The organism is Qipengyuania sp. R86523, from assembly GCF_044596365.1.
In the GTDB taxonomy this organism is placed as follows: domain Bacteria; phylum Pseudomonadota; class Alphaproteobacteria; order Sphingomonadales; family Sphingomonadaceae; genus Qipengyuania; species Qipengyuania citrea.
The window spans coordinates 2,482,930-2,497,568 of the sequence record NZ_CP138997.1 but is presented as its reverse complement, the minus strand read 5'-3'; the positions used below and the strand labels follow the sequence as shown (position 1 = coordinate 2,497,568).

Here is a 14,639-nt window from a genome sequence, read left to right as displayed (position 1 = left end):
GGCGCGCACAGGCACGGGCTCACCGCTCGTGCCTTGCGATTTGCCCAAGCGTTACGATAATGGGTTCAGCAATGGCCGAGATTCCCCCCCTTACCCCCATCCGCGCTGCCGGTGAGGACGACGATTCGCGCGAGGGCGACGGTCAGGTCGGCATTGCCACCAAGACCCGCGCCAAGCCCAAGAAGCCCAGCCAGTACAAGGTGCTGCTGCTCAATGACGATTACACGCCGATGGAATTCGTGGTCATCGTCCTGAAACGCTTCTTCAAGATGGACATGGAGGAAGCCACCCGCGTGATGCTCCACGTCCACCAGAAGGGTGTCGGGGTCTGCGGGATCTTCCCCTACGAGGTTGCCGAAACCAAGGTCCACCAGGTGATGGACTTCGCTCGGCAGAACCAGCACCCGCTGCAATGCACGCTGGAGAAGGCCTGAACCGGCGACGCCGCGCGGCCCGTCCGCACAAGGGGCATGACCTGCAGGCAAAAGCGCGCTAGGGGCTGGCGCGGAGACAATTGACCGGCGGCCCCTTGCTCAAATTCCTGCCCAGCATCGATCGATACATCTTCCGGCTCGTGACCGTGCCGATGCTGGCGGTGTTTGCCATCGCCGCGTCGCTGCTCGTGCTCGACAAGATGCTGCGGCTGTTCGATTTCGTCGCGGTCGAAGGCGGCCCGGTGGGCGTCGTGTTCAAGATGCTGATCGCGCTGGTGCCCGAATATGCCAGCCTCGCCATTCCGCTGGGCCTGCTGCTGGGCATCCTGCTTGCCTTCCGAAAGCTGGCGACGACCAGCGAACTCGACGTCTTCCACGCGGTCGGGCTCGGCTATGGCCGCCTGCTGCGCGTCCCGTTCGCCATCACCGCCGTGCTGATGATGGTCAATGTCGCGCTGGTGTTCTTCATCCAGCCGGTCAGCCGCTATTATTACGAGCAGATGGAATATGAGCTGCGCTCGGGCGCGCTCGGCGCCTCGATCAAGGTGGGCGAATTTACCACGCTGGCCGATCGCATGGCGCTGCGGATCGAGGAAAGCGAGGACGACGGCCGCCGCCTGAAGGGGATTTTCGCCCGCGTCGCGAACGACCGCGGCCAGGTGCTGTCGATCTCCGCGAAGGAAGGCGCCTTCCTCGCCACCACCGACAGCCCCGATACGATCATCCTGCGACTGACCGATGGCACGATCGTGCAGGACACCGGCAGCCAGACGCCGCGTGTGCTGACCTTCACGCGCCACGACCTGCCGATCGACCTGCCCGCGGTGGAGGAATTTCGCGCGCGCGGCGATGCCGAACGCGAATACATCCTGCCCGAACTGCTGCGCATCGGGTGGAGCGACGAACGCCCCGAAGCCCAGCGCGACGCCAGCCAGGCAAGCTTCAACTTCCGGCTGGTCGAAGTGGTGATGATGGCACTGATGCCGCTGCTGGCCGTGGCGCTCGGCGTGCCGCCCAAACGTTCGAGCAGCGCGCTGGGCGTGTTCCTGTCGATCGTGATGGTGGTCGCCTATCACAAGGTGAACCAGTATGGCGAAGACGTCGCCGCGCTGGGCCGCGTCGATCCGATCCTGGCGCTGTGGGGGCCGTTCTTCCTGTTCGCCGCGCTGATCGTGTGGATGTATTGGCGGGTCGCCTACGTCCCCGGCGGGCAGGCGATCGGTGCGCTCGAAATCTGGTTCGACAAGCTGGCCAAGCGCGTCGGCCGCGTATTCCGCCGTCGACGGCTCAAGATCGACCTGGCAGCAGCCGAATAGCGGGAACCCATGCAGCTCGATTTCTTCCCCTCGCGCACGCTGACGCTGTACCTCGCGAAGATGTTCGTCGCGCGGATCGCGGCAATGCTGTTCGTCCTCGTGCTGGTTCTGATGATGCTCGACCTGCTGTCGAGCAGCGGCGAGATCCTGGCGGTGGAAGGCAATGGCCAGGGCGAATTGCTCACCTATGCGGGGCTGCGCATCCCGCAGCTGGTATCGCGTTTCCTGCCCTATTCGGTGCTGCTCGCCACGCTGATCACGCTGGTCACGCTCAACCAGAACAGCGAGGTCATCGCCATGAAGGCGGCGGGGCTGTCGGCGCATCAGGTGCTGGCCCCGCTGCTGCTGACCGCGGGGCTGGTGTCGGTGGCCACCTTCGCCTTCAACGAGCGCGTGGTCACCCAGGCGACCGAGACGCTCAAGGCGTGGGAAGCGGTCGAATACGGGCCGATCCCCGAAGAGGAGCGCGTGCGCACCAATATCTACCTCAACGACAACGGCAACATCCTGACGGCCGGCTATCTCGCCGGGTCGGGCGAGGGCATCGTGATGCGCCAGGTCACCTGGTACGAACGCAATGCCGACGGCATGATCACCGAGCAGGTCGAGGCCGAGGAAGCGCGCTATGCCGCGCCGGGCTGGCAGCTGTCGGGCGTCACGCGCTTCGGAGTGCAGAACGCAGTGACCGACACCCCCGATACGCTGTTGGTGGGCGAAGCGCTGACTCCCGATCAGATCGATCTTGCCAAGATCGACCCCGATGCCGAACCCTTCTGGACACTGACCCGCTCGATTGCGGAATTCGAACGCGCGGGGAGGCCGACGGCCGAATTGCGCGCGAAATGGTGGCACAAGATATCGGGCCCGCTGTCCGCTTTCCTGATGCCGCTGCTTGGCGCGGTGGCGGCGTTCGGCCTGGCCCGGTCGGGGCAATTGTTCGTCCGCGCGGTGATCGGCATGGCGCTGGGCTTCGCCTATTTCGTGGTCGACAATGCCGCGCTCGCAATGGGCAGCTTCGGCGGATACCCGCCCTTCCTTGCCGCCTGGGCACCGTTCTTCCTGTTCCTGCTGATCGGCGAGACGGTGCTGATCCGCACCGAGGAATGAGCGCGTTCTCGATCCGGCTGGCGCGCCCCGAAGATGCCGAGGCGCTCCCCGGCATCGAACGCGAGGCGGCCACGGCTTTCGCCGACGACCCCGACAGCGCCGCGATCGACCCGGCGCGCGTGATCCCTGCGGATGAGCATCGCCGCCTGATCGCCCGCGGGCACTGCCTCGTCGCCGAGGCGCAGGGCGGCATCGTCGGCTTCCTTGCGGCAAGGCCGTGCGGGCGCGAAGTGCATATTCAGGAGATGGACGTGCTGCCCCGCTGGCAGGGACAAGGGATCGGCGCGGTACTGCTGCGCGCCTGCCTGATCGATGCGGGCAATGGCGGATTTCGGGCAGCCACGCTGACCACTTTCCGCGATGTCGCGTGGAATGCCCCCTTTTATGCGCGGATCGGCTTCGTCGAGGTCGGGGACCTGGCCGCGCACCCGCGACTGGCAAGCGAGCTCGACGCCGAGATCGCTGCGGGCCTGCCCGCGGAGCGCCGTATCGCGATGATCAGGTTTATCGACTGAGCGGCGGCTGCGGCGATGCGCCGCCGGCCCCGCAGGACCAGCGGCACAAGCGCGAATGCCTCAGCCGCGCGGGCGCATCGTGTTGCTTGCGATGCGCGATACCAGCACGCCCATCCCGGCATGGTTGGCGCCGTGGTAGCTGGAATCGGTTGCCAGCTCGGCCACCAGCCGACGGTGCGCTTCGGGCAGCGAGTGATAGGGCATCGACGGCATCAGGTGATGCAGCGCATGATAGCGCAGGCCGACGGGCGCCCACAGTTCGGCGATCCGGCCCGGGGGCGGCACGTTGACGCTGTCGAGGAACTGCGCGGTGACGGTCATGGCCTCGCCCTCGTTCTCCCACAGATGCGCCACCAGAGTGCGCAGCTGGTTGAGCAGCGCGACCACCGAGGCAACCGCGAGCGCGACGAGCAGCGGCTTCCAGCCGAACGCGAAGACGCTGCCGATCAGCGCCCAGCTCCACAGCATGCCGCCCGCTTCCTGCAGCAGCACCCGGCGGCGCAGGTCGCCTTCGGGATTGCGGCGACGGAAATCGGGATTGATCGCCAGCGCGCTCAGCCGCTGCCAGGTCAGCCGGCGAACCGGCGGGATAATCGCGCCCAGCGGGACCAGCACGGCGAAGCGCAGCAGCAGCGCGACCGGTGCGAGCAGCGCGATCAGCACGAATGCGGGCAGGCTCCACGGCTTCATCAGCGCCAGCGGGAGGTATTCGGGATCCTCGATCGTGCCGTATTGCGTGCGCTTGTGATGCAGCGTGTGCACGCCTTCATACATGAACGACGGAGTGAGCATCGGCACGCCGACCAATGCGTTCCAAGCGGTGCGGAAGCCTGGCAGCGCCCCGTTACGGAAATGCGAGATCTCGTGGATGAACAGCAGCGCGCGGTAGAGCGCGAGCACCGAAACCACGCCCAGCGCGATTGCCAGCGGCAGGCTGCCGGTCAGGATCGCGCCCGCCAGCGCGCCATAGCCGACCAGCGCCGAAACGATCATGTCAGCCCAGTAGATGTCCGCGCGGTGGGCGGAGATATCCTTGGTCAGGTCGCGCGCGGCGCGCAGCATGGCCTTGTCGTCGGGGATTTGCGCATGCCAGCCGCTTCCCGCCTCGCGACGCGAAAGGGTATCGGCAGGCGAAATCTGTGTCTGTTGAACATTCATGGTCTGGTATCCTGGAGCGGCCCTTAGCCGAAAACGCACCCGCATTACAGCGATGGGTTGCGATCATAGTGATCGGCGCGGTGCGGTTCCTTGACAAAGATCAGCTAGCGCACACAGGGCTAATCCAAGCTGAACGAGGTGTGCGCGAATGAATGGTGAAGTGGTGATCGATCCGGTCGAAGGCAAGCGGGGCCGTGCCCTTTTCGTCGATACGGGCCGCCGCTTCGCATCGCGCGAGCCGCATGCGGTGCCGCAATTGCGGGGCGAACAGCTCGAACTGGTCGATCCTGCCAAGAACCCCTTTTTCGGCCATGCCGCACACCAGCTGTTCGTGGCCCGGCGCGGCGACGCGGTGGTCGGCCGGATCTCGGCGCATATCGACCGCCTCGCGCTGGAATTGCCGCGCCAGCAGGGTTTCGGCCCGGGTGCCGGCATGTTCGGCTATTTCGACGCCGCCGATGAAACGGTGGCGCATGCGCTGCTGCGCGCGGCGGAGGACTGGCTGCGCGGCCAGGGCATGGACCGCGCGATCGGGCCGATTTCGATGTCGATCTGGGAAGAGCCGGGCCTGCTGGTAAGCGGACAGGATCACGCGCCGATGATCATGATGGGGCACCATTCCGAAATCTACCAGCACTGGATCGAAAGCGCGGGCTATGCGCGCGCCAAGACGCTGCTGACCTACGATCTCGACGTGACGGTGGGGTTCCCGCCGCTGATTTGCCGGATCGTCCAGTCGGGCCAGCGCAACGAGCGGATCAGCCTGCGCCCGGTCGACCTGTCGCGGTGGGACGAGGAGGTCGAGACCATCCTCGCCATCCTCAACGATGCATGGTCGAACAATTGGGGCTTCATCCCCTTCACCAATGCCGAGATCGCCTATGCGGGCAAGAAGCTGAAGCCGATCATCCATCCGCAGATCAATTTGATCGCCGAGGTCGACGGCAAGCCGGTGGCCTTCATGCTGACCCTGCCTGACATCAACGATGTGCTGCGCAAGGTGAACGGCAGGCTGTGGCCGCTGGGCTGGCTCCGCCTGCTGCGCTGGATGCGCAAGCCGAGCGGTGCGGGCATGCGCGTTCCGCTGATGGGGGTGCGCCGCGAACTGCACAATTCGCGGCTCGCCAGCCAGCTGGCCTTCATGATGATCAGCCAGATCCGCGAGGTGGCGATCGCCGAATACCAGACCAAGCGCGCGGAGATCGGCTGGATCCTCGACGACAACCAGGGGATGAAGGCAATTGCTGATGCGATTGGCAGCACGGTCAACCGCGAATATGCGATTTACGAACGCTCGCTTGCCTCCTGACCGCGGGATTGTCGCAATTGCGCCACGGCCCGGCGGCAATGCGCGCGGGCCGGGAACTGCGCCCGGCCGCCTCCCGTTGGACAGCCGAAAGCGGCGCCCGTGTCGCCAGCCATGCGAGAGACGATGACGCAGCACCCCGAGACGGCCGCCCCCGCTAAACTGCCCGGCCACGTGCTGGTCGTCGAGGATGACGCCGTGCTCGGCATGACGATCGAGCAGGCGCTGCTCGATGCAGGCGTGGCCCGGGTGGCGCTGTGCGCGTCGACAGAAGAAGCCATGCAGCACCTGCGCGACGGGCGTCCCGAAGCGATCGTGCTCGACGTCCACCTGGCCGATCGCGACGACGGCTGGGCGATTGCCGAACTGGTGCGCACGCTGGGCGCCGACAGCCCCCAGATCATCTTTTCGACCGGCGCCCCGCAGGACATTCCGGCGGACATCGCCGCGCTGGGCTGCACGCTCGAGAAGCCTTACGACGCGCAGGAACTGATTGCCGTGCTGCGCCAGGCGAAGCCGCGCGGGATCATCTCGCGGCTGCGCGGCGCGCTGCGATAGACGCGGCCGCACGCGCCGGATCAAGGCGCGCGTTCCGGATCACAAACCCTGCCGAAACTACGCCGGACAGAAAAAAGGCCTCCGTTGCCGTGCAACGGAGGCCTTTCGGGATCGTATCACCAGCCGCTTTGGACGGGAGGGGGGGTCTCGGCGGTGACATAAGGAATACGCGCCGCCAGAAACTGGGTTCCCAAGCGGGGTGAAATTTTTTGCCTAAAATGACATTCCGAAGCAAAAACAATCAGAATGTATGGGCGCCCACCGCCCTGTTTGCGCTCGAACTGCGCATAGTCGGCGGCGTGGTCGAGATCGGGCACGTGGATCCGTCGCGACTGCCAGTCCACCAGCCCTTCGCGCGCGAGCTGGCGCAGCGTGCGGTTGGTATGCACCAGCGACAGCCCGAGCATGTCCGCGATCTGCGCCTGCGTGATCGGCAGCGCGAGCGTATTGTGATGATCGGCGAGACAGGTCGCTTGCGCCCGGTCGAGCAGCCAGACCGCGAGATAGGTCACCCGTTCGCGCGCACTGCGTTGTCCCAGCGAAACGATATGGCCTTCGAGCGCGGTTTCTTCCTTAGCCGCCAGCCAGGTGATGTCGTAGCCCAGCGCCGGGTGCTGCGCGATGAGATCGGCGAAATCGGCGCGACGGAAACGGCACAGGCGCGCGTCGATCAGCGCCTCGATCGTATGGGTTGCCGGTTGGTCGAAGGCGCTTTGCAAGCCGACCAGATCGCCGGGGAACATGAAATTGAGGATCTGCCGGCGCCCGTCCTCGAGCGCACGCGAGCGAATGAGCACGCCGTCGAGCAAGGTAAACAGGCGGCGATGCGACGCGCCTTCCTCGATCAGGATATCGCCGCGCTGCAGCGCAAGTTCGCCGTCCTTGAACCGCTGCATGTAGGATAATTGGTTCGGCTCGAGCGGCCGCAGTCCCGGACAGGACTGGAGCGGACACTCGACACAGGCAATCGGATCGGCAATTTCTTGCAACGCGGCAGTCCTCGACAGGCAATCCCCAGCACCCGGAATGGGCCTGAAACGGCATGGATGTCAAACCTGCGGGTTGCGGCATCGGCCCAAGGAACCTAACCCCCATCGGGACGTTAGAAGCGCGCACCTTAAGGAAGGGGTCTAAATGTCGCTTGGTGATCAAATTGCTCGTAACCTGCCGTACCTGCGCCGCTATGCGCGCGCACTGACCGGTTCGCAGGCCACGGGAGACGCATTCGTACGTGCCACGCTGGAAGCCGCACTGGCTGACAGCGAACTCAAGGAATCGCTCGAAGGCGGCCGCGTCCCGCTGTACCGGGCGTTCAACAAGGTCTGGTCGAGCGCTTATATGGAAGTGCCCGAAGCCGTCGGCGACAACACGCATGAGAATGCGGCGCAGGACCGGCTGAAATCGGTAACCCCGCTGAACCGGCAAGCGCTGCTGCTGACCACGCTGGAGGACTTCTCGTCCGACCAGGCGGGCGAAATCATGGACATGTCGGCCGAGGATATCGAGCGGCTGGCCCAGGAAGCGGTTTCGGAAATCGACCGCGAGTTGTCGACCAGTGTGCTGATCATCGAGGACGAACCGCTCATCTCGATGCAGCTCGAAGACCTCGTGACCTCGCTCGGCCATGAAGTCTGCGGCACCGCTGCCACGCGCACGCAGGCACAGGAAGTCGTGGCGCAGAAGACGCCCGGCCTGGTGCTGGCGGATATCCAGCTGGCGGACGGGTCCTCGGGCCTCGATGCTGTCGATGATATCCTTGCGATCAGCAGCGTGCCGGTGATCTTCATAACCGCCTATCCCGAACGCTTGCTGACCGGCGACCGTCCCGAGCCGACCTATCTCGTGACCAAGCCGTTCCAGGAACAGACCGTTCGTGCCGCGATCAGCCAAGCGCTGTTCTTCGGCTCGAGCCGCCCGCTGGGCTAACCCCCGCCGGCAATCGGTTTTTGAAAGCCCGGGTCCCTGCGGCCCGGGTTTTTCTTTGCCTGCAGTGCGAAGGCTGCACCGTGCCGATGCGGTCGGCACCGACGCGGCGCGATCGGGCCGCGTTTTTCTCGGATCAATTGATGTAGTTGCGAGAGGTCGGCGCGGGGTCTTGCGGCCGCGAAACCCGTGCTGTTAGCGCCCGACCGCCGCGGGACCCTTGCGGCGCAGTTCGAACTCGCTCGGTTCGCGCACCGGTACCAGCAGCGTGCACCGCACCCCTTCGGGGCAGAAATCGAGCTCGACCGGGTGGCGCAGTTCATGCGCGACGATCTTCTCGATCAGATCGGTGCCGAAACCGCGGCGGCGCGGCTTGTCCACCGGCGGCCCGTTGCTTTCGATCCATTCGATTTTCGCCAGCGTGTCGTTGACCTGGCTCCAATGCACCGCGACCTCGCCCCCGGGGACGCTGAGCGAACCGAACTTGGCCGCATTGGTCGCCAGTTCGTGGATCGCGAGCCCCAGCGACAGCGCATCATTGGGCGCCAGCTCGGTATGCGGCCCCACCAGATCGAGCGAATGGTCCTGGTCGCGCGCATAGGGTGCGAGCTCGACCTCGACCACCGAACGGATCGGCGTGGTGCCCCATTCGGACTGGGTCAGCAGGTCGTGCGTGGCCGACAGCGCGCGGATGCGGCCGTCGAGACCTTCGGCGAATTCGTCGAGGTCCTGCGACCGGCGCCGCGTCAGCGATACGATCGAAAGGACATTTGCGAGCGTGTTCTTGACCCGGTGGTTGAGCTCGCGCGTCAGCGAGTTGCGGATCGAGTTCTGTTCCTCGAACCAGCTGATCGCGCGGCGATCCTCGAGCGTCTGCTGGGTCAGCAGGCGGGCCACGAGCATCAGCAGGCTGGCGACCGCCAGCCCGAACAGCAGCGTGATCATCGACATGGCCGACAAACCTTCCTCGCGTGCGGACTGCACTTCGAGCAGCATCGACCGGTTGGCGAGGCTGAGTTCGCGGGTAATCGTGGGGCGCCCCTCGATCCAGCTGTTGCTATGCGCGATCGCGACCTCCGCCGTGGCATCCGTATCGAGCAAGCGCGCCCCGACCGCCTCGTAACTGACCAGTTCGCTGGCCGAGCTGAGGAATTGCGAGGCATTGAACGGACTGTAGATGAAGCCCTTGAGTTCGCGCGTACTGCTCAGCCCTTCGAACACCGGCATGTAAATGAGGAAGCCTGCAGCCTCGCTGTCGCCTTCCTGCTGCAAGACGATCGGCCCGCTGGCGGTGGGCCGATCGTTCGCCCCCGCCAGATCCATCGCGGCCCGGCGGATGGGTTCCGAATACATGTCGTAGCCGAGTGCGCGGCGATTGCGCACTGTATCCGGCTGCAGGTAGAGAATCGGAGTGAGCATGTCGCGCGGCTGTTCGGCCAGGCTCGGCGACACCCGCTGTTCTTCCACGCGGCTGCGGCTCAGCCGGGCTTCGAATTCAGGCAGTTCGGCCGCAGTGACGACCGGGGCCCAGCCGATCCCCTCTGCCCCGCGGTAATTGGCATCCAGCCGCAATTCGGAAACGAAGCGGCGAAACAGTTCGGGCGTGATCTCGTCCTGCGTCGACAGCAGCGCGGCGCCGGCACGCAGGTAGGCCGAACTGGTATAGGCACGGCGTTCGATCGCCGAAGTCATCGCCTGCGCCTTGCGCGCGACATCCGCGGCATCGCGCTGCGCCTCGCCGCGCTCGATCGCGAAGACGCTGAGCACGGTTATGGCGGTGACCAGGACGAAGATCAGCACCGGGATTCCGCGCGGATAGTCGATCAGCCAACGCCTGCGGCGCCCTTTGCGTTGGAGTTCTTCGCTTACCAGCTTCCTGCCCCTGACGGTTTGCCTGGTCCCATAGTAACGCTTACTATGCCGCGGGGGCCTAATTGTTCCATTGCACAAAGCAAGGGAACTCGACATCGTCCCATGCGTTGTGCGAAGCACATTGCGGGATCGAAAGATGCCGGTAGGGCATCCTGCCGGTGACATACGAAAAGGGTAGCAGTCTTCAAGCCATGAGCTCAGATACGCCGAACACTCCGCAGCGGGCGCCCGCTGGCGGGCCGCCGCCACATCCATCTGCTCCGGGGAAGGAACAGGATCCGGATTGGGCGAACGGCCTGCGCCAACTCTATGACTCCGTGGTTGAAGAGCCCCTCCCCGACAGTTTCCAGGACCTGCTCGACAAGCTGGATGTAAAGGACTGATGTCGGACCACGAACGGACGGCAGCGGACAAAGCCGACTTCAAACGGGAACTGACCGAGGTCGTCCCCCACCTGCGCGCTTTCGCGCGCGGCCTGTGCGGACGCGCCGACATGGCCGACGATCTGGTCCAGGAAACGCTGCTCAAGGCATGGGCGGCGCAGGAGCGCTTCCAGCCCGGCACCAGCATGCGCGCATGGACCTTCGTGATCCTGCGCAATGCCTATCTCACCGACATGCGCCGCAACCGCTTTCGCGGCGAATATGACGAGACCGTCGCCGAGCGCGTCCTGACCGCACCGGCGGGACAGGAAGAACCGATCCACCTGTCCGACATGCACCGGGCGCTGCTGACGCTGCCGCCCGAACGGCGCGAAGCGCTGCTGCTGGTTGGCGCCGGAGGGTTTTCCTACGAGGAGGCTGCGACAATCTGCGACTGCGCGGTTGGCACGATCAAGAGCAGGGTGGGCCGTGCGCGCGCCGCGCTCAATGCGATGCTGGCGGATGGCAACATTCCGAAGCGTTCGATCAGCGACAGCGCAGCGCACCGCGCGATCCTGCAGGAACTCGACGATGTGGCCTCCGGCATGGGCAGCAGCCGCAGCTAGCAACCGTCGCGACCGCGCCGCTTGTCACCAATCGCCATGCGAGGCAGATAAGCGCCGATGAGCGAGACCAAGCCGCCCGAGGAAACCGTGTCACCGGCGCCGCGCCGCCGGTCGAGCAGGCACGCCTTCGCCGAACAGGAATTGCGGCTGATCTCGTCGCTGGTGCTGCTGATCGGGCTGGGCCTGTTCCTCGCCCTGCCCTTCGTGCTGTCGATCGGTTCGGTGGTGTTCCTGCCAGTGGTTACCGCACTGGTGCTGACGGTGATCCTTTCGCCGCTGGCCGACAAGCTCAACGGCTGGGGCCTGCCCAATGCGCTCGCCTCGCTTGCGGCGCTCATGTTCTTCTTCGCCATCCTGCTGCTGGCGCTGGCACTGATCCTGCAGCCGGCCGTCGCGCTGTTCGACGACGTGCCAGCAATGGCGCAGGGCGTGATGGCGCGCTTCGGCGAATTGCGCGAGCGCTTCGCCTGGATCGCCACGCTCAACGAACAGCTCGCCGCGCTGATGAACACTGACGGCACCCGCGAAGTGGTGCTGGCCGCACCCAGCCTGCTCGAACAGGTGGCCTTTGCCACGCCAAGCCTGATCCTCGAGACGATCCTGACGCTGCTGATGGCCTATTTCATGATCGAGGCGCGCGTGCGACTGCGCCAGCGGCTGCTGTTCGGCCGCGCCAGCTTCGGCACCAGCATCAAGGCCGCGCGCGTGATCCGCGAAGTGCAGGACCGGGTCGCCGCCTATATCCTTACGGTGGGGTCGATCAATGCCATGGTCGGCGTGGTCGTGGCGCTCGGCGCCTGGGCGCTGGGGGTCGATGCCCCGATCATGTGGGGCGGGCTGGCGGCGCTGCTCAATTTCCTGCCCTATGTCGGACCGATCGTGATGGTCGCGTTGCTCGGCCTGTTCGGCATCGGCACCGCCGATACAGTGGTGCTGGGCCTCGTCCCGGCGGCCGCCTATCTGGCGCTGCACACGGTCGAAGCCAATCTCGTCACCCCGTCGATCCTGGGCGCGCGCTTCACCATGAACCCGGTGCTGATCCTGATCGCGCTGTCCTATTTCACCTGGATCTGGGGCGTGTTCGGGGCCTTGCTCTCGGTCCCCATCCTGTTGATGCTGACTGCGCTGTTCGACCATATCGGACGCCCCAATCTGGTCGGGTTCATCTTCGGCGAACCGCTGTTCGCGACCGATCTGTTCGGCGAAGCCGAGACCGCCGAAACTGCCGCGCAGCAGTAAAATAACCCGCCGCCATTGCTAGCGACGGGTTTCGAAATCGTCGGGTTCCTGACGCTTAGCAGGGATATTCCCAGGTCGTACCGCGCGCGAGGTTTTCGCTCGCGAAGCTCCAGTTGAGCTTGCCATTGACCGCCTCGAGATAGGCCGGGCGCGCGTTCTGGTGATCGAGGTAATAGGCGTGTTCCCACAGGTCGATCACGAGCAGCGGGTTCACCCCGTCGAGATCGGCCAGCGTGTTGCCGTCATGCGTTTCCTCGATCGTCAGCTTGCCGTCCTTCACGGCGAGCCAGACCCAGCCGCTGGCGAAGTGGCCCGCACCGCGTTCGGCGAGCTTTTCCTTCACGCCGTCGACCGAGCCGAAGACATCGTCGATCATGCTCTTGAGCTCGTCCGACGGGCTGGTTTCTTCCGGCGCCATCGAGTGCCAGTAGAAGCCGTGGTTCCAGCTCTGCGCCGAATTGTTGAACAGGCCCTGGTCGCTATCGCGCGCGGCGGCAACCACCTCTTCCAGCTTCTTGCCTTCGTGGGCGGTGCCCTCGATCGCCTTGTTGGTCTTGTCGAGATAGGCCTTGTGGTGCTTGCCGTGGTGATACGAGAGCGTCTTGGCCGAAACCGCAGGTTCCAGCGCAGTGTCGTCGTAAGGCAGGTCGATCAGCTCAAAAGCCATGGAATGTCCCCTCTTGGGTTGGTGTGAACAAATTTCGTACTCGCGTCCCTAACGCCCCTGTAAGCGCGTGGTTGCACATAGCGGCAATATAGCACGCGAAAAGAGGGGCGCTGGCCTTTTATTTCTCGGGCAACCGCGCCATTGGGGCCCCGACACAAGGGAGTTTGACCATCTATGGCTCGCAAGTTCTTCGGCACTGACGGAATCCGCGGACGCACCAATAGCGGGGTGATGACTGCCGCAACTGCGATGCGCGTCGGCCAGGCGGCAGGCACGCATTTCCTGCGCGGCGACCATCGCCACCGCGTGGTGATCGGCAAGGATACGCGGCTGTCGGGCTACATGATGGAAAGCGCGCTGGTGGCGGGCTTCACCAGCGTCGGCATGGATGTGGTCATGACCGGGCCGCTGCCCACCCCTGCTATCGCGATGCTGACCCGCGAGATGCGCGCCGATCTGGGCGTGATGATTTCGGCCAGCCACAATCCGTTCGAGGACAATGGCATCAAGCTGTTCGGTCCCGATGGCTTCAAGCTGTCCGACGAGGCGGAGGCCTCGATCGAGGCGCTGCTCGAAGAGCAGCCGCAGCTCGTCGAGCCCGGCCATATCGGCCGCGCCCGGCGGATCGAGGATGCCCGCGGGCGCTATATGCACGCGGTCAAGCAATCGATCGGCAGCGACGTGCGCTTCGATGGGCTGAAGGTGGTGGTCGATTGCGCCAATGGCGCCGCCTACGAGGTCACCCCGGGCGCGATCTGGGAACTGGGCGCCGAAGTGATCGCCATGGGGGTGGAGCCCGACGGGACCAATATCAACGACGGCGTGGGCTCGACCTCGCTCGCGGCGATCAAGGCGCGCGTGGTCGCCGAAGGCGCCGATATCGGTATCGCGCTGGATGGCGACGCCGACCGCCTCATCGTCATCGATGAGAAGGGCGAGACGGTCGACGGGGACCAGATCATGGCGGCAATCGCCACCCGGCTGCACGAACGCGGCAAGCTGACCGGCGGCGGCGTGGTTGCCACGGTGATGTCGAACCTGGGTCTCGAACGCTATCTTGCGGGCATCGGGCTGACGCTCGAACGGACGCAGGTGGGGGACCGGCACGTGCTCGAACGCATGCGCAGCGGCGGCTTCAACGTCGGCGGGGAACAGTCGGGGCACATGATCCTGTTCGATCACGCCACCACCGGCAACGGCACGGTCGCGGCGCTGAGCGTGCTGACCGGCCTGGTGCGTTCGGGCAAGCGCGCGAGCGAATTGCTGCGGCTCTTCGAACCGGTGCCGCAATTGCTCAAGAACGTGCGCTATGATGACGGGGCGCCGCTCGAGCAGGACAGCGTCCAGCAGGCGATCGCCGAGGCCGAACGCGAACTGGGGGGCAACGGACGGCTGGTCATCCGCCCGTCGGGCACCGAACCGGTTATCCGGGTGATGGCCGAAGGCGACGATGCCGCCCAGGTCGAGTTGCTGGTCGACCGGATCTGCGATGCCGTGCGGGCGGCGTCCTGACGCCTCGCCGCGCGCACCATCGACAAATTGAACCGCCGCACATT

The 14,639-nt window shown here is 65.3% G+C and carries 15 protein-coding genes; 11 read left to right on the top strand and 4 right to left on the bottom strand.

Annotated features, from left to right (window positions below; translation table 11 throughout):
- Positions 1–71 precede the first annotated feature (71 nt).
- From clpS to SJY12_RS12340, 4 genes are all read left to right on the top strand, one after another.
- Positions 72–434 carry an ATP-dependent Clp protease adapter ClpS gene (gene clpS, locus SJY12_RS12355; RefSeq protein ID WP_050599689.1) on the top strand — a complete coding sequence of 121 codons (363 nt, stop codon included), beginning with the start codon at positions 72–74 and terminating at the stop codon, positions 432–434.
- Positions 435–529: 95 nt separating this feature from the next.
- The gene (locus SJY12_RS12350) at positions 530–1,750 is read left to right on the top strand and encodes an LptF/LptG family permease (RefSeq protein WP_160767539.1); all 1,221 of its coding nucleotides are present in this window, start codon (positions 530–532) and stop codon (positions 1,748–1,750) included.
- 9 nt (positions 1,751–1,759) lie between these two features.
- Positions 1,760–2,857, top strand: a complete 1,098-nt coding sequence (gene lptG / locus SJY12_RS12345) for an LPS export ABC transporter permease LptG (protein ID WP_397505504.1) — start codon at positions 1,760–1,762, stop codon at positions 2,855–2,857.
- Complete coding sequence (locus SJY12_RS12340; RefSeq protein WP_397505503.1) at positions 2,854–3,372, top strand: GNAT family N-acetyltransferase; 519 nt, start codon at positions 2,854–2,856, stop codon at positions 3,370–3,372. The genes lptG and SJY12_RS12340 overlap by 4 nt, the downstream gene beginning before the upstream one ends.
- A 60-nt stretch (positions 3,373–3,432) precedes the next feature.
- On the opposite strand, the gene SJY12_RS12335 is transcribed toward SJY12_RS12340, so the two are convergent.
- Positions 3,433–4,530: a fatty acid desaturase family protein gene (locus SJY12_RS12335; RefSeq protein ID WP_397505502.1), complete on the bottom strand. Its 1,098-nt coding sequence runs from the start codon at positions 4,528–4,530 to the stop codon at positions 3,433–3,435.
- Between the two features lie 148 nt (positions 4,531–4,678).
- Here SJY12_RS12335 and SJY12_RS12330 point away from each other — a divergent pair, with 148 nt between their 5' ends.
- A complete protein-coding gene (locus tag SJY12_RS12330) occupies positions 4,679–5,839 on the top strand; it encodes an N-acetyltransferase (RefSeq protein ID WP_397505501.1) in 1,161 nt (386 codons plus the stop codon).
- Positions 5,840–5,950: 111 nt separating this feature from the next.
- Positions 5,951–6,394, top strand: coding sequence for a response regulator (locus SJY12_RS12325; protein ID WP_397505500.1), 444 nt, complete (start codon positions 5,951–5,953; stop codon positions 6,392–6,394).
- Positions 6,395–6,510: 116 nt separating this feature from the next.
- Here SJY12_RS12325 and SJY12_RS12320 read toward each other — a convergent pair whose 3' ends face one another.
- A complete protein-coding gene (locus SJY12_RS12320) occupies positions 6,511–7,290 on the bottom strand; it encodes a Crp/Fnr family transcriptional regulator (RefSeq protein WP_397505499.1) in 780 nt (259 codons plus the stop codon).
- Between the two features lie 238 nt (positions 7,291–7,528).
- On the opposite strand from SJY12_RS12320, the gene SJY12_RS12315 reads away from it, so the two are divergent.
- Positions 7,529–8,320, top strand: a complete 792-nt coding sequence (locus SJY12_RS12315) for a response regulator (RefSeq protein WP_397505498.1) — start codon at positions 7,529–7,531, stop codon at positions 8,318–8,320.
- 192 nt (positions 8,321–8,512) lie between these two features.
- Here the strand turns inward: SJY12_RS12315 and SJY12_RS12310 are convergent, their stop codons facing one another.
- Complete coding sequence (locus tag SJY12_RS12310; RefSeq protein ID WP_228135210.1) at positions 8,513–10,117, bottom strand: CHASE domain-containing protein; 1,605 nt, start codon at positions 10,115–10,117, stop codon at positions 8,513–8,515.
- Between the two features lie 263 nt (positions 10,118–10,380).
- Between SJY12_RS12310 and SJY12_RS12305 the strand changes: the two genes are divergently transcribed.
- Genes SJY12_RS12305 through SJY12_RS12295 form a run of 3 tightly spaced genes read left to right on the top strand, consistent with a single transcriptional unit; the run spans position 10,381 to position 12,416 of the window.
- Positions 10,381–10,572 (top strand): NepR family anti-sigma factor, encoded by a 192-nt coding sequence (locus tag SJY12_RS12305; RefSeq protein WP_082835656.1) that lies wholly within the window; start codon positions 10,381–10,383, stop codon positions 10,570–10,572.
- Entirely contained in the window at positions 10,572–11,177 is a 606-nt protein-coding gene (locus SJY12_RS12300; protein ID WP_050599697.1) for a sigma-70 family RNA polymerase sigma factor, read from the top strand. The genes SJY12_RS12305 and SJY12_RS12300 overlap by 1 nt, the downstream gene beginning before the upstream one ends.
- 57 nt (positions 11,178–11,234) lie before the next feature.
- Positions 11,235–12,416 (top strand): AI-2E family transporter, encoded by a 1,182-nt coding sequence (locus SJY12_RS12295; protein WP_397505497.1) that lies wholly within the window; start codon positions 11,235–11,237, stop codon positions 12,414–12,416.
- 55 nt (positions 12,417–12,471) lie between these two features.
- Here the strand turns inward: SJY12_RS12295 and SJY12_RS12290 are convergent, their stop codons facing one another.
- Positions 12,472–13,083: a superoxide dismutase gene (locus tag SJY12_RS12290; RefSeq protein WP_397505496.1), complete on the bottom strand. Its 612-nt coding sequence runs from the start codon at positions 13,081–13,083 to the stop codon at positions 12,472–12,474.
- 174 nt (positions 13,084–13,257) lie between these two features.
- On the opposite strand from SJY12_RS12290, the gene glmM reads away from it, so the two are divergent.
- The gene (glmM, locus tag SJY12_RS12285) at positions 13,258–14,595 is read left to right on the top strand and encodes a phosphoglucosamine mutase (protein WP_397505495.1); all 1,338 of its coding nucleotides are present in this window, start codon (positions 13,258–13,260) and stop codon (positions 14,593–14,595) included.
- Positions 14,596–14,639 lie beyond the last annotated feature (44 nt).